The following is a 14,980-nucleotide window of genomic DNA, read 5'->3' as shown; positions in this document are numbered from 1 at the left end:
TGTGTACAGGGGAATTATTTGCACTGCATCGCGTTCCACCAAGAATCATCCGCCACAATTTGCCCTTCATCATCCAGTGGTGGGTAAGGCAGCTTTTTGCGCTTAGCCACTTTAGCTAACACGGGGTGACCCCGCTCGAACAAAATTCGATGAATGGTTTCCTCTGCAAGCGGGCTTTTTTCCCGTTGATACATACCGACTGCTTGGCGTTGACGCTGTGCCTCATACAAGATGAGTGCGCTAGCAACAGAGACATTGAGCGATTGCACCATACCAACCATAGGGATCACTATGTCTTGATCTGCCAGTTCCAGTGCATGTTTGGAGATACCCACTTTTTCACTGCCCACGATAACCGCTGTCGGTTTGGTGTAATCAATTTCACGAAAATCGACTGCTTTTTCTGACAGGTTTGTCACCAATATTTGCATGTTCTGTGCTTTTAGTACTTTTACCGCATCTTGAATACTGTCGTGAGTATCGACTTCGACCCAGTTGCGAGCTCCTGCTGAGGTATGTGCAAGAGTACGCATTTGTTTATTTGGCCAAACCGCATGGATTTTGTGTAATCCAATGGCATCGGCAGTACGAATGACCGCAGAGACATTGTTTGGCTTGTGTACTTCTTCTAAACATACGGTCAGATCAGGTTGGCGTGCTTTGAGCACCTGCTGAATTCGTGTGTAACGTTCTAAGTTCATAATAAATTTTCTATGCTTTATCCCCTTCCTACTTGAAGCAGCAGTGCTTTATGTTTTTGTATGGGGTCTACGTTCGTTCACCCCAATCACGCATGGTAATCTGTGGTCATGGGGATTCACTCACTTGCCGCCTACCTGCAACTCCAAGTAGTTTGGGTATAGTCTGTGGTTGGTAAAACGGTCACCACATAAAATAAAAAAGCCCTTGATAGGCCATATCAAGGGCTACATCGTTAGGTTACTTGAGCATCGGCGCTATTAGTGCCTTCTGCGTCTCACCTTCGGTGCATTTGGCATCGATCGGATCTTCTTCATTATGCCAGCAAGGTGAACCCGATCTTTAGTGGTCAGTACCACGGTCACGGTATACAAGCGACCATCGCGTTCTTCGGTTGAGAGACCATGAATATTGGAGCCTGTCTTGGAAATCACATTGGTCAATTCAGCAAGCGCGCCTTGGCGGTTTTGCATATCGACTTTCAACTCAGTGATGAAGTCTTGATCGTAATCCTTGGTCCATTCCACAGCCATATATTTATCCGGCTCTTTCTGATAACCGCGTACGTTAGGACAGGTTTCACGGTGCACCACTAAGCCACGTCCCGGAGAAACGTGGGCGATAATGTGATCATCCGGAATGGAGTGACAGCAGTTAGCGAAGGTTAACAGAATACCTTCTGCCCCTCGGATTGGCAGTTTCTTCTTCGGCTGACCGTCTTTGCTTTCTACTTCTGCCAATTCATCTGCATTGCCTAGCAGACGACGAGCAATCACGATACTCATCAGTTCGCCAAGGCCAATAGCTGCTAACAAATCATCGACACTGGAAAGTTTTAGGTCGTTAAGCACTTGCTGAACACTTTCTTGGTCGATGGTGCTGATCGACTCTTCACCCAAAGCATGATTCAGCAGACGGCGACCCAAGCTCACTGATTCTTCACGGCGCATGGTTTTCAGAACCTGACGGATCTTAGTGCGGGCACGTGAAGTCACGACGTAGTTAAGCCATGCCGCATTTGGTCGAGCACCCGGAGCACTGATGATTTCAACGGTTTGTCCGTTTTTCAGTGGTTTGCTTAATGGATAAGGGTTGCGATCGACACGCGTACCAACGCAAGTATTGCCAACATCGGTATGCACTGCATAGGCAAAGTCTACCGCCGTTGCGCCAACAGGCAGTTCAACGATACGACCTTTCGGTGTAAAGACGTAAATCTCATCGGGGAAGAGATCAGACTTAACATTTTCGATAAATTCGAACGAGTTACCTGCGCTTTGCTGAAGCTCAAGCAGGCTTTGCATCCAGCGCTGAGCTTTAATCTGCGCTGTTGTGCCGGTACGGTCACCATTGGCTTTATATGACCAGTGTGCCGCGACACCTTTGTCCGCCATTTGGTCCATATCTTCGGTTCGAATTTGAACTTCAACCGGCACGCCGTGTGGACCTACCATCGAGGTATGCAGTGACTGATAGCCGTTCGCTTTTGGAACGGCAATGTAGTCTTTCATGCGACCTGGACGTGGTTTATACAAGCTGTGGACTTGACCCAATGCACGATAACAGGTGTCGGCCGTATCAACCACAACACGAAACGCATAGATATCCATGATGGTGTGGAAGCGCTGTTCTTTGGTCTTCATCTTGTTGTAGATGGAAAACAGATTTTTCTCACGACCAAATACACGAGCAGCTAGACCAACTTCATGCAGGCGGCCTTCGATCTCGCTGTGGATGCGTTGAATCATCTCTTTGCGGTTACCACGCGCCGTTTTCACCACTTCTTTCAGCACTCGATAACGGTTTGGATACAAAGCTTCAAAACCTAGCTCTTCTAACTCGGTTTTAATATTGTGAATACCTAAACGGTGGGCAAGTGGTGCGTAAATTTCTAGGGTTTCTCGGGCGATTCGGCGCTTTTTATCTGGACGAAGAGCGCCTAACGTGCGCATGTTGTGCGTACGGTCGGAAAGTTTGATCAGAATAACGCGGATATCTTGCACCATGGCAAGAACCATTTTACGGAAGTTCTCGGCTTGGGCTTCTTTTCGGTCGCGGAATTTTAGCTTGTCGAGCTTAGAGACACCGTCAACCAGTTCAGCAACAGCCTGACCAAATTGAGCTTCTAAATCTTCTTTGCTGACGTCACAGTCTTCGATAACGTCGTGAAGAAGGGCAGCTTGCAGTGTTTCTAAATCCAAACGCATTTCTGCCAGAATTCGAGCGACTGCTACTGGGTGGATAATATAAGGTTCGCCGCTTGAGCGGGTTTGCCCTTCATGGGCATCTCTTGCCACTATATAAGATTGGCGCAGAGCCTCAACTTGAGGCTCTGTGAGATATTCCTGGGCAACGTCTTTGAGGCTATCGAATAGATACAAATTATAGGCCCGAGAGTTGTCTATTATATTACTTGTAGAGATTAACTGCGTTGCTTGCAGAAGAAATTAACGGTTGTGAACGATGCTGCTCACAGCGGCTAATTCAGCGGCTTCTTGCTCTTGCTGCTCTTGACGCTCACGAGCATCAAGTACGTCTTTAGTAATAAGACCTTCTTCGATTTCGCGAAGAGCGATAACCGTTGGCTTATCGTTCTCTTCAGGCACAAGTGAATCTTTACCACCAGTTTGCATTTGACGAGCGCGGCGAGCCGCAATCAGAACTAGGTCGAAACGGTTGCCAACTTTTTCAACAGCGTCTTGAACAGTTACGCGTGCCATGAGAACTCCAATATAAACAAAAATGTTGAATGACGAGAAAGTATACAACCTTACGCTAGTGGTTTCTAGCTAGTAACGTTGTTAATAATAGGTTTAATTACTCTGCGAGTAGCGCTTTAAGCATGCCTTTGTATTTGATCGACTGCTTATCTTGTTTTAATCGCTCAGCACGAATGATCGCTCTAAAATCGGTTAGCGCGGTATCGAAGTCATCATTAATAATGATGTAGTCGTATTCGTGGTAGTGAGAAATTTCAGATTTAGCTTCTGCCATACGCTTAGCAATAACAGCTTCGCTGTCTTGTCCACGCGCATTCAGACGGCGTTCTAGTTCACCGTTTGATGGCGGAAGAATAAAAACACTTCTTGCTGCTGGCATTTGCTCACGGATTTGGCGAGCACCTTGCCAGTCGATATCTAAAAAGACATCAATACCTTTATTAAGAGTCTCTTCAATCCAGATACGAGAAGTACCGTAATAGTTACCAAAGACTTCAGCGTATTCCAGAAATTCGCCTTTTTCGATCAGCGCTTCAAAGTGTTCCTTCTGCACAAAGTGGTAATGAACACCATCTTGCTCACCGGGACGCATACCACGAGTGGTGTGCGAGACCGATACTTTCATCGCATAAGCTGGGTTGTGCTCCAACATTTCAGCGATCAAGCTTGATTTACCTGCGCCGCTTGGTGCAGAGACAATATACAGAGTACCTTTGCCCATTGTTTGGTTCCACTTCGGTTTGGGATTGCGTGATCGGATCGTGCTCCGACACTCTTAAAGATAGCACTAGCTTAATCATTTCATTGGTTCGATGAAATTTAGGCTAGAAAAATGGAGCGGAAGAGTAGCATGATCTTGAGGATCTCCTCAAGAAAAAGGTCAAAAGAGGCGCAATTTCTGACTTCAAACTGTGGTGAGTGGTGAAGAGTTCAATCCGTTGTGGTTAGTTGTGGTTAATTGATGTGAGAAAACGTTTGCTATTTTGTCTACTATTGCAGGTGAAATTGATTAATGTATAATCGCCGCCCTTAGTACGGGAGAGTACAATCTTCCGGATGACAATCAGTGAGAAGCGCAAGCTTCATTTGGGTTCCCTCGCCCCCAAATCAAACTAAAAAGGTACAATATGAGTAACTTTACCCCTGCGCAACAGCGCAAAGCCCTGACATTTTTGGTTTTGTTCCACCTAGTGATTATTGCGTCAAGCAATTATTTGGTGCAAATCCCGTTTACCGTATTCGGTTTACATACCACTTGGGGCGCTTTCACTTTCCCATTTATCTTCTTAGCAACAGACTTAACGGTACGTATTTTTGGTGCTGGTCTGGCACGTAAAATCATTTTTTACGTCATGCTACCTTCACTGGTGGTTTCGTATCTGCTTTCTGTTGTGTTCTACGAAGGTCAGTTCCAAGGTTTTGCTCCCTTGAGTGAGTTGAATCTATTTGTCGCGCGTATCGCGATCGCCAGTTTCATGGCTTACCTACTTGGTCAGATCATGGACGTACATGTGTTTAACCGCTTGCGTCAAATGAAGCAGTGGTGGGTGGCTCCAACCGCATCAACGCTGTTTGGTAATGCTTTAGATACAATTGCTTTCTTCGCTATCGCATTCTACCAAAGCCCAGATCCATTTATGGCACAGCACTGGACGGAAATCGCAACGGTTGACTATGGCTTTAAGTTAGTGATTAGCCTTGGTTTGTTTGTGCCTATGTATGGCGTGTTGCTGAACTACCTGATCCGCAAACTGACCACTGTAAACCCAAGTTTTACCGCTATGGATGTAAAAGCGTAATCATCGCAACAGATGAAAAGAGAAAGCCCAAAGCAATAGCCATGCTTTGGGCTTTTTGTATTTCCTCTCCTGTGAAAAAGAGGAATAATCATTAATGGTCTTGAGCTGCGCCTGCACCTTTAGGGAAGCGGATTGACTCAACCATGTCTTGTACTTCAGTTGGTACTTCGGCAGTAAACTTGTTCACTACGATAGAGACCACAAAGTTCAAACACATACCTAGAGTACCGATACCTTCTGGGCTGATGCCGAAGAACCAGTTGCCAGGTGTACTTGCTGTTGGGTTAATGAACTTGAAGTAGATGATGTAGGCTGCTGTAAATACGATACCTGCAACCATACCTGCGATAGCCCCTTCTTTGTTCATCTTCTTGTAGAAAATACCCAAGATGATGGCAGGGAAGAAAGAGGCTGCGGCCAAGCCGAAGGCGAAGGCGACCACCTGAGCTACGAAGCCCGGAGGGTTGATACCCAAGTAACCAGCACCAACGATAGCCACAATTGCAGCCAGACGAGCGGCGAGCAATTCTTGTTTATCGGTCATATTTGGCTTGAAGCCTTTCTTCAACAAGTCATGAGAGATAGAGGTTGAAATAACCAGTAGTAGGCCTGCTGCGGTAGATAGTGCTGCTGCCAAACCACCTGCTGCCAGTAACCCAACAACCCAGTTAGGCAGTTTTGCCAGTTCAGGAGATGCCAGTACGATAATGTCTTGGTTGATCTTCATCTCGTTACGAGCATCGCCGGAGTAGAACATACGACCGTCGCCGTTTTTATCTTCCCAGCTTACGAGCCCCGTACTTGTCCAGTTCTGATACCAGCTTGGTGCTTGCTCAGCAGGAACCCCTTGCATATCGGGACCGTTAATCGTGTCGATCAGGTTTACACGAGCAAACGCAGCAACGCCTGGTGCCGTGGTATAAAGTAGCGAGATAAACAGTAGCGCCCAGCCGGCAGAGATACGCGCGTCACGCACTTTTGGTACCGTGAAGAAGCGAATGATGACGTGTGGCAGACCTGCAGTACCTACCATTAGCGCTGCACAGATGAAGAATACATCCACCATGCTTTTGCTGCCTTCAGTGTACTGAGTAAAGCCAAGCTCTTGCGTTAATCCATCCAGCTTATCGAGTAGATAAACGTCAGAACCTGAGATGGTTGAACCCATGCCGATTTGCGGTAATGGATTACCCGTCATCATGATTGACGTAAAGATTGCTGGTACAAGGAAGGCGAAAATGAGCACACAGAATTGAGCTACCTGCGTATAAGTGATGCCTTTCATGCCACCAAGTACGGCATAGAAGAACACGATTGCCATACCAATGATGATACCAACGTCAATGTCTACTTCCAGGAAGCGAGAGAACACTACGCCGACACCGCGCATTTGACCCGCAACGTAAGTAAACGAGACGAAAATCGCACAGAACACCGCAACCATACGAGCGGTTTTGGAATAGTAACGTTCACCAATGAAGTCTGGCACAGTGAACTGCCCAAACTTACGTAGATAAGGCGCGAGACATAGAGCCAAAAGAACATAACCACCAGTCCAACCCATGAGATAAACCGTACCATCGTAACCGATGAACGAAATGATACCCGCCATTGAGATGAACGATGCTGCTGACATCCAGTCTGCCGCGGTTGCCATACCATTCGCTACCGGGTGTACACCACCGCCAGCGACATAGAATTCACTGGTTGATCCCGCACGAGCCCAGATGGCAATGCCAATATAGAGAGCGAAAGAGAGACCAACGAGAAGAAACGTCCAAGTTTGAATATCCATTGCTAAAACCTCTTAGTCTTCGTGCACGTTGTATTTCTTGTCGAGCGAGTTCATGCGCGCAACATAGATAAAAATTAAAGCGACGAATGTGTAGATTGAGCCCTGTTGTGCAAACCAGAATCCAAGCTTAAAGCCGCCTAAATGAATGCTGTTTAGTGCGTCGACGAATAAAACGCCTGCGCCATAAGATACTAAGAACCACACTGCGAGCAGTGACCCCATAATCCCCAAGTTTTCTTTCCAGTAGGCTTGAGCATGTTCTGTAGATTCGAACGCCATGGCCTTCTCCTTGCTATTAGTTGTTGTGTTAACGTAATGTTACAATTTATACATTAGCAGCGTTAAGGCAAGAGATCTGTGCAACTTTAGTCTGTGAGGTTTTGTTTGTAACTGACTGTATTTTAATTGTTTAATGGTTTTATTGCTGATGTTGTGAATGTTAATTAACTGTTAAATTAGCCAAAAGTATAAGAGAAGGGAGAGGAAGGGTGAAAATTAACCTTGTGAATAATAGGCAGTGACCTATGGTTGCTCATTTCTAAGCGCCAAAAGCTCTGTGTTGCAATTATTTACACAGACTTTTCTGACGTAGGTTAAAAAATTGTGCACAATGGTCAGCATAATAAAATTATATTTGTAAACAGTTGAGTCGGTGAGTAGGTGAAAGATTGGATACGATAACGATAAATAGTTTTTTTCTGGTTGGTGCGTTGTTGATCGCTCTAAGCGTGCTACTTAGCCCTGTTTCTTCGAAATTGGGTATACCTATTCTATTGGTATTTCTTGCTGTTGGTATGCTAGCGGGAGAGGACGGTCCCGGAGGAATACAGTTTGATAATTATCCGTTAGCGTATTTAGTCAGTAATTTAGCTTTAGCCATTATTTTGCTTGATGGTGGGATGAGGACACGGGTCGCTAGCTTTAAAGTGGCGTTCTGGCCTTCGGTTTCTTTAGCGACGCTCGGTGTGGCTTTAACTACTATGATCACCGGTGTTTTGGCGACTTGGTTGTTTGATTTGTCGCTGATGCAAGGCATTTTAGTGGGCGCTATTGTTGGCTCAACCGATGCGGCGGCTGTTTTTTCATTACTGAAAGGTCGAAGTCTTAACGAGCGTGTCGGATCTACGCTAGAAATTGAGTCCGGGACCAATGACCCAATGGCGGTGTTTTTAACCGTCACTATGATCGCGATTTTGAGCAGTGTTAGTGGCGATTTTAGCATCAGCTTTTTAGTGCTTAACTTTGTCCAACAGTTTGGTGTTGGTGCTTTATTAGGCTTATCTGGTGGCTGGTTACTTTGGAAGGTCATCAACCGCAGCCAACTGGCTGAAGGACTTTATTCTATTTTGACCGTGAGTGGTGGGTTGATCATTTTTGCTTTGGCTAACGCTTTAGGCGGAAGTGGAATTTTATCTATCTATTTAGTGGGATTATTACTAGGCAACCGACCAACCCGTAGTCGCCATTCTATTTTACACGTATTGGATGGTATGACCTGGTTGGCGCAAATCGGTATGTTCCTAGTCCTAGGTTTACTGGTGACGCCAAGCAACTTGTTAGCTATCGCGTTGCCAGGTCTGGCGTTGGCATTTGGTATGATTCTGTTTGCCCGACCGATTTCAGTCTGGATAAGTTTGCTACCGTTTAAAAGTTTCACTTCAAGAGAAAAATGGTTTATTTCATGGGTTGGCTTGCGCGGCGCAGTACCGATTATTCTGGCAGTGTTCCCTATGATGGCGGGTTTGCCAGATGCGCAGATCTATTTTAATTTGGCATTTTTCGTGGTGATGGTCTCTCTGATTGTTCAAGGTGGCTCTTTAACTAAGGCGATGACTCTGGCGAAAGTTGAGCTGCCATCTAAACCAGAACCCATCTCGCGTTCTGGTTTAGAAGTGTTCCCCACTAGTGAGTGGGAGCTGTTTGTTTACCAGCTACAACAAGAAAAATGGTGTATTGGCGAGCCGATCCGCAACCTGTTTATGCCAGATGGAACACGTATTGCGGCGTTATTCCGCGATAAAAATTTACTGCACCCATCGGGCAGCACACGTTTAGAATCTGGCGATATTCTTTGCGTTGTTGCTCAAGAGAAAGATTTGGCGGCGCTGAGCCAACTGTTTAGTGAAGCACCAGTGAAAGAGTCGTTTGCCCGCTTCTTTGGTGACTTCTTCCTCGATGTGGAATCAAAGTTAGTGGATATTGCCATGATTTACGGTTTGGAACTCGGTCCATTCAGTACGGATATGACGCTAAAAGACTTAGTCACAGAACATTTGGGCGCAACGCCAGTACTGGGTGACCATTTCGAATGGTACGGTTTGCATTGGGTCGTTGCAGATGTTGTCGACTGGCAAGTGACTAAAATCGGTTTGCGTTTGCCAGCCGAAGAAGATGTGGTTGAATCTAACCAAAGCGATTAGCTGTTTAGTTCTTTCAATAAAATAACCGCTTGAGTTCTGCTTTTTACCCCAAGTTTTCGGAAGATGGCTGTCATATGTGCTTTGATGGTGGCTTCCGAAACATTCAACTCATAAGCGATTTGCTTGTTGAGTAAACCATCGGATAGCATACCCAACACCTTATACTGTTGAGGCGTTAGGGTGGCAATTTTACCCGCCAAATCATCACAAGCTTGGTTGTTAGTGATCAAACCTTCAGGGAAGTAAGGTTCACCGTTAAGTACTTGGTTTAACGCGCTGATCAATGCTCGCATATCACTGGATTTAGGGATAAATCCAAAAGCACCGTGGCTCTTCACCTGTGAGACAACAGAAGCTTCTTCACTAGCAGAAATGACCACAATCGGCAAATCTGGATACTCAGCACGCAATTGAATCAAACCGGACATGCCATTGGCGCCGGGCATTTTTAAGTCCAGTAGCAACAGATCTGGTTCTGAGTCTTTTTCGAGAAGATGAAGTAAAGCATCTAAAGAGTCTGCTTCAAGCAAGTTGGCACCGCTTATCGCCATATGGACGGATTGAAACAATGCGTTTCGAAACAGAGGGTGATCATCGGCAATGATGATGGTGTAGGTCGAATCCATGACGTTAAGCACTTTTGAAAATTACGTTAAATAAATTATTGTATGCTTTGACGTTTTGAACAATCGCCACAGAGCAAAAGTCTGAACTGTATTCAGTTTTTATCTGCATAAAGATGAATGTCACGTATCCCCTTCCTACTTGAAGTTGCAGCGCTTTATGTTTTGAAATATGGGGCTACGTTCGCTCACCCCAATCGCATCGTTTATCTATGCTCATGGGGATTCACTCACTTGCCGCCTACCTGCAGCTCCAAGTAGTTTGGGTATATAAGCTCAAACCTTGTGGCATTAGGCGCTGAAAAATTAGATTTGGTGGTCTTTGAGGTGCTGCAGAAAACGCTCTGCTTGCATAAATCCGGTAATTCGGGCATTGGGAACTCTTTCGCCCTGATTGTTCCAAAATTCAATGGTCGGAAGCCCAAGCACATCCATCTGATTGAGTAACTCGATATCTTGTGGCTGATTGAGTGTTACGTCTGCTTGTAACAGCACTACATCCCTTAATTTCTGCTCCACTTCCGGCTGGTGGAAGGTGTACTTTTCGAACTCTTTACACGCCACACACCAATCGGCATAGAAATCTAACATGACAGATTTTCCTGCCAACTTCGCTTGTTGTAATTCAGCGTTAAGTTGATTGACATTCGCGATACGCTTGAAGCTGATTGTTGATGGCTGCTGTTGGTTTTGGCTGTTGCTGCTAAACCAGTAATTGAGGGCTGGTTGCGCTGAAGCGAGTAAACCAAGAATGGCAATAATGCCTAGCGTACTTTGTTTCCAGCCACCGAAAGGCAGGCTGTTTTTAATGTGATATAGCCAAGTAAACGCAGCAAAGCCTAAGGCAGACCAAAGCACCGTTGACCAAATCTCAGGGAGTAGACGCTCAAGCAAAAAGATTGGTGCAGCAAGCAGGATAAAGCCGAATGCGGTTTTCACTTTATCCATCCAAGCGCCTGCTTTTGGCAACAGACGATTGCCAAATACGGCGACCAAAATCAGCGGAATTCCCATGCCAATTGCTAGCGCATAAAGTGCAACGCCACCCGTTAGCCGATCGCCACTTTGCGCTACATAGAGTAGAGCTCCGGAAAGCGGTGCGGTTGTGCACGGCGAGCAAACTAAGCCAGAAATAGCCCCCATGGCAAAAACGCCAGCTAAGCTACCGCCTTGTTGCTGGTTGCTTAAGTTGTTGAGCCAAGTTTGTGCTGAGCTTGGCAGTTGCAGGGTGTATAGACCAAACATCGATAGAGAAAGCAATACAAACAGAGCACTTAAACCCATCAGTACAAAAGGGTGCTGAAGGGCTGCTTGGAATTGCAATCCCGCAGAGGCGACGACCAAGCCGAGTAGCGTATAGGTGAGTGCCATCCCCTGAACATACACCACGCTCAATAGTAGCGTGCGTTGATGGCTAAGTTGCCCGTGGCCTAACACGATACTGGTTAAAATTGGGTACATAGGCAAAACACACGGTGTAAAAGCCAAGCCAATGCCTAATGCCAAAAATAGTAGTGGTGTCCACCAGTTTTGCGCTAGCTTGCCCGCTAGTGTCTCTTGTTGTGAAACTGGCGCGTTGCTGATGCTGACAGGCTGAGGTTTGTTTTGTTGATTGTCGTTTTGTGGCTTGTTGTTTTGTAAATTGTGGTTTTGCCCGACGGTCGTTTTCTCAGCATTATTAGGTTGTGAAAAGTCGAACTTACTGATTTCGATCACTCGTGATTCTGGCGGATAACAGAAACCGGCTTTAGCACAGCCTTGATATTGAATGATAATACGTGCACCGAGTTGGTAGTCACTCAGTGGTAGTTCAATAGAAAGTGGCGCGGTGTAGATGATGACATCACCAAAGAATTCATCATGGTAAGGTTCGCCGTCAACTAGCTGGTATTCATCTAACGTGACGTTTTCTGCACTGATTGTGATGCGATCTTGATATAAGTAGTAGCCATCTTTCACTTGCCAGTCAACGAAAAGACGATTGCCTTGCTGGAGGTTATTAAACGGAAAAGCCTGATCGACAGGAACAAACTTATTGCCGTCATTACCCACCGAAAGCGTATTGTTGTTGCCGAATACAGCAAAGGCTGAATGACTAAATACAGACAGTGTCAGTAGCAAAAAATAGGAAAATTTACGTATCATCGAATCAATTTCTGGTTGAGAGTGAATGGCACAGGCGACAACTTATTGTGCCATATTAACTCAATCAGACCGAAATGAGAGCGAATAAGTTTCATCGAAGTAAAACAAAACCCGCGAATTCATCCAACTTTAGGTTGTTTGAATCTCACGGGTTATTTCTTATCAGGCTTTTAACCGACTATACCCTTCCTATTTGAAGTTGCAGCGCTTTATGTTTTGAGATATGGGGCTACGTTCGCTCACCCCAATCACGCATGGTAATTTGTGGTCATGGGGATTCACTCACTTGCCGCCTACCTGCAACTCCAAGTAGTTTGGGTATAGTCAGAACTAGATGAACAGTCCGCCAAATAGGAAGCCAAAGGTTACTGCTGAAGCAATGGTTACCACACCCGGAATAAAGAATGGGTGGTTGAAGACATATTTACCAATGCGTGTTGAGCCAGTGTCATCCATTTCAACTGCCGCAAGCAGTGTTGGATAAGTTGGCAGAACAAACAGAGCACTTACCGCAGCGAAAGATGCAACCGCTGTAAGAGGTGCTACACCAATAGCAAGAGCCGCGGGCATTAGCGCCACTGTCGTTGCACCTTGCGAGTAAAGCAGCATAGAGGCAAAGAACAGCACGATAGCCAGCATCCAAGGGTTATCAGCCAATAGTGCGCCAGCAACTTCTTTGATGTCAGCAACGTGTGCATTGACGAAAGTTGAACCTAGCCATGCCACACCAAGCACACATACACAAGCCGTCATACCTGAACGGAATGTCGGTGCGCTAGAGATTTTTGCTGCATCAATTTTAGTTACAAACACAATTAGCGCGGCTGCGGTCAGCATCACTGTCATAATCGCTTCGTTACGACCTAACGCAGGGTTCTCAATCAGACCGACCGATTTAGAGATAGCCGCTGCATATAAAACAACAAAACCGATTGCCGCAAGGAAAATATAAGTTGCTGTTTTTGCGGTTGGTAAAATTTTACGTTGTTGTGCTTCTTCAACCTTAACCAGACCTTTTGCTAGACGATCTTGGTAAACAGGATCGTCTTTTAGTTCGCCACCCATGACATTCGCCACTATCGCGCCAACCATACAAGCGGCAAATGTGGTTGGAATGCACACAGCAAGTAGCGTTAAGTAATCAACACCGAATGGCACTAGCATGGCTGCAAAAGCCACCACTGCCGCAGAAATCGGGGAAGCTGTAATCGCAATTTGTGATGCAACTACTGCAATCGAAAGCGGGCGTGAAGGGCGTACGCCTTGTCCTTTTGCTACTTCAGCAATAACGGGAAGTGTAGAGAACGCAGTGTGACCAGTACCCGCCATTAGTGTCATTAGAAAAGTAACAATTGGCGCGTAAAAGGTGATTCTTTTTGGATTTTTACGCAGGAAATTTTCTGCGATTTGAACTAACCAATCCATACCACCTGCCACTTGCATTGCGGCAATCGCCGTAATTACAGACATGATGATAAGAATGACGTCAACTGGGATGAATGCTTGGCTGGTTGGTACGCCAAGGCCTAGAGAAAGCGCGATAACACCTGCACCACCTGCTAAGCCAATACCAATGCCACCAATGCGTGCACCCAAGAAGATGAAGAGAAGAACAACTAATAGCTCGACCCAAACCATAGTGATACCTCGTTTAGTAAATGAAATAATATTGGTTTGCAGTCCGTTGCATTTGTTATTTATCCGCTGCATTTGCAGCTTTTTTAAACAAAAAGACTCCTTAGAGAGCCTTTTCATTAAATCACTTATACTCTTCCTACTTGAAGCTGCAGCGCTTTATTTTTGGCATGGGGACTACGTTCGTTCACCCCAATCACATAGTTTATCTATGTTCATGGGGATTCACTCACTTGTCGCCTACCTGCAACTCCAAGTAGTTTGAGTATATTGTTAATGCTTTGCTTTATACTGTGGGCGCATTAGGTTTTCAACAGAGAAGATGTCATCAAGATCTCCTTCTATTAGTTATCCGCGAACGAGTACAACTTTTGGGGTATTTTTCCTCGTTTAGGCGCAGACTTTTCCTACAAAAATTCCATTACTAAGAAGTGGGAAGTAACCCCAAACGTTCTCTAACAACCGTTTCGCATTTCTCTATTTGTGTTACGTCTCTGGGAATAATCAGTACTGTATCGTTTCCACCTATTGTGCCCAGTATGTCGTGATGAGGGTCTATATCAACGAGACGAGCGACCAACTGAGCACTGCCTGGGTGTGTTTTGACAATGACATTCGATTGATTATGGGTAATTAACTCGATTTGCGAGGAGATAGAAGATTCGATGCGAACAGGAGCGCTTTCAACGGTAATACAGTAGACTTTTTTACCGCAGGCGTTTTGTACCTTGACAACACCTAATTGTGATAGCAAACGGGATACCGTAGATTGGCTGATACCGGTGTAACCTATTTCAACCAGTTTCTCACGTAACTCATTCTGGTTGGTGAAGCTTTGTTGATGTAATAAACGCTTACAAGCATTAGCTAATGAGTCATCTGCGGATTCAAATGTAACGAGTGGAATGTGTCTATTCACGGGCAACTCCTCATCTAACTACGCTCTCGCGTGAAAAATAGTGGTCATCCCTGTGCTGTTATACACTCAGATCCTTAGAGTGACGATGGTAGCTAATGAACGAATCATTAGCTCCAGATGTATACTTCTTCAAAGATAATTACTTTCGCATATTATTTTGCAAACTTATTGATGAGCAGAATAGCATCGACAAATAATTGGGTTTTTGAATAAGATCACCAAATA

12 protein-coding genes and 1 pseudogene are annotated in these 14,980 nt (G+C 45.4%); 2 read left to right on the top strand and 11 right to left on the bottom strand.

Annotation, left to right across the window (positions count from 1 at the left end; genetic code table 11):
• Positions 1-14 precede the first annotated feature (14 nt).
• The 4 genes from trmH to gmk form a co-directional block, all read right to left on the bottom strand.
• Positions 15-701, bottom strand: a complete 687-nt coding sequence (gene trmH, locus ACK5MF_RS02885) for a tRNA (guanosine(18)-2'-O)-methyltransferase TrmH (protein ID WP_416919192.1) — start codon at positions 699-701, stop codon at positions 15-17.
• 258 nt (positions 702-959) lie between these two features.
• On the bottom strand, positions 960-3,080 hold the full coding sequence (gene spoT, locus ACK5MF_RS02880) for a bifunctional GTP diphosphokinase/guanosine-3',5'-bis pyrophosphate 3'-pyrophosphohydrolase (RefSeq protein WP_416919190.1): 2,121 nt from the start codon (positions 3,078-3,080) through the stop codon (positions 960-962).
• A gap of 66 nt (positions 3,081-3,146) precedes the next feature.
• Positions 3,147-3,419, bottom strand: coding sequence for a DNA-directed RNA polymerase subunit omega (rpoZ, locus tag ACK5MF_RS02875; protein WP_004728487.1), 273 nt, complete (start codon positions 3,417-3,419; stop codon positions 3,147-3,149).
• Positions 3,420-3,516: 97 nt separating this feature from the next.
• A complete protein-coding gene (gene gmk / locus ACK5MF_RS02870) occupies positions 3,517-4,140 on the bottom strand; it encodes a guanylate kinase (protein ID WP_416919187.1) in 624 nt (207 codons plus the stop codon).
• 406 nt (positions 4,141-4,546) lie between these two features.
• Here gmk and ACK5MF_RS02865 point away from each other — a divergent pair, with 406 nt between their 5' ends.
• Positions 4,547-5,218, top strand: a complete 672-nt coding sequence (locus tag ACK5MF_RS02865; protein WP_416919185.1) for a 7-cyano-7-deazaguanine/7-aminomethyl-7-deazaguanine transporter — start codon at positions 4,547-4,549, stop codon at positions 5,216-5,218.
• Positions 5,219-5,309: 91 nt separating this feature from the next.
• Here ACK5MF_RS02865 and ACK5MF_RS02860 read toward each other — a convergent pair whose 3' ends face one another.
• Together ACK5MF_RS02860 and ACK5MF_RS02855 are read right to left on the bottom strand one after the other, a co-directional pair.
• Positions 5,310-7,013: a sodium:solute symporter family protein gene (locus ACK5MF_RS02860; RefSeq protein ID WP_416919183.1), complete on the bottom strand. Its 1,704-nt coding sequence runs from the start codon at positions 7,011-7,013 to the stop codon at positions 5,310-5,312.
• A 12-nt stretch (positions 7,014-7,025) separates the two neighbouring features.
• Positions 7,026-7,292 (bottom strand): DUF4212 domain-containing protein, encoded by a 267-nt coding sequence (locus tag ACK5MF_RS02855; RefSeq protein ID WP_020329362.1) that lies wholly within the window; start codon positions 7,290-7,292, stop codon positions 7,026-7,028.
• Between the two features lie 389 nt (positions 7,293-7,681).
• Between ACK5MF_RS02855 and ACK5MF_RS02850 the strand changes: the two genes are divergently transcribed.
• A complete protein-coding gene (locus ACK5MF_RS02850) occupies positions 7,682-9,433 on the top strand; it encodes a potassium/proton antiporter (RefSeq protein ID WP_416919180.1) in 1,752 nt (583 codons plus the stop codon).
• On the opposite strand, the gene ACK5MF_RS02845 is transcribed toward ACK5MF_RS02850, so the two are convergent.
• The 5 genes and pseudogenes from ACK5MF_RS02845 to ACK5MF_RS02825 form a co-directional block, all read right to left on the bottom strand.
• Positions 9,430-10,059 (bottom strand): response regulator, encoded by a 630-nt coding sequence (locus ACK5MF_RS02845; protein WP_416919178.1) that lies wholly within the window; start codon positions 10,057-10,059, stop codon positions 9,430-9,432. The two genes, ACK5MF_RS02850 and ACK5MF_RS02845, sit on opposite strands and share 4 nt — an antisense overlap.
• Positions 10,060-10,362: 303 nt before the next feature.
• Positions 10,363-12,198 carry a protein-disulfide reductase DsbD gene (locus tag ACK5MF_RS02840; RefSeq protein WP_416919264.1) on the bottom strand — a complete coding sequence of 612 codons (1,836 nt, stop codon included), beginning with the start codon at positions 12,196-12,198 and terminating at the stop codon, positions 10,363-10,365.
• A gap of 333 nt (positions 12,199-12,531) precedes the next feature.
• Positions 12,532-13,839 carry an anaerobic C4-dicarboxylate transporter gene (locus tag ACK5MF_RS02835; protein ID WP_416919262.1) on the bottom strand — a complete coding sequence of 436 codons (1,308 nt, stop codon included), beginning with the start codon at positions 13,837-13,839 and terminating at the stop codon, positions 12,532-12,534.
• 270 nt (positions 13,840-14,109) lie between these two features.
• A pseudogene (aspA, locus tag ACK5MF_RS02830) lies at positions 14,110-14,259 on the bottom strand (aspartate ammonia-lyase); the annotation flags it as partial.
• A gap of 1 nt (position 14,260) precedes the next feature.
• Positions 14,261-14,755: an arginine repressor gene (locus tag ACK5MF_RS02825; RefSeq protein WP_416919176.1), complete on the bottom strand. Its 495-nt coding sequence runs from the start codon at positions 14,753-14,755 to the stop codon at positions 14,261-14,263.
• Positions 14,756-14,980 lie beyond the last annotated feature (225 nt).

It is taken from the genome of Vibrio sp. (genome assembly GCF_047973365.1).
Classification (GTDB): domain Bacteria; phylum Pseudomonadota; class Gammaproteobacteria; order Enterobacterales; family Vibrionaceae; genus Vibrio.
Note: the sequence above shows the minus strand (reverse complement) of the source record. Positions and strands in the feature narration are given on the sequence as shown.

Bases quoted from the DNA above. Each gene is read 5' to 3' on its own strand.
- trmH (WP_416919192.1), bottom strand. From the start codon at position 701: ATGAACTTAGAACGTTACACACGAATTCAGCAGGTGCTCAAAGCACGC.
- rpoZ (WP_004728487.1), bottom strand. From the start codon at position 3,419: ATGGCACGCGTAACTGTTCAAGACGCTGTTGAAAAAGTTGGCAACCGT.
- gmk (WP_416919187.1), bottom strand. From the start codon at position 4,140: ATGGGCAAAGGTACTCTGTATATTGTCTCTGCACCAAGCGGCGCAGGT.
- ACK5MF_RS02865 (WP_416919185.1), top strand. From the start codon at position 4,547: ATGAGTAACTTTACCCCTGCGCAACAGCGCAAAGCCCTGACATTTTTG.
- ACK5MF_RS02860 (WP_416919183.1), bottom strand. From the start codon at position 7,013: ATGGATATTCAAACTTGGACGTTTCTTCTCGTTGGTCTCTCTTTCGCT.
- ACK5MF_RS02855 (WP_020329362.1), bottom strand. From the start codon at position 7,292: ATGGCGTTCGAATCTACAGAACATGCTCAAGCCTACTGGAAAGAAAAC.
- ACK5MF_RS02845 (WP_416919178.1), bottom strand. From the start codon at position 10,059: ATGGATTCGACCTACACCATCATCATTGCCGATGATCACCCTCTGTTT.
- ACK5MF_RS02835 (WP_416919262.1), bottom strand. From the start codon at position 13,839: ATGGTTTGGGTCGAGCTATTAGTTGTTCTTCTCTTCATCTTCTTGGGT.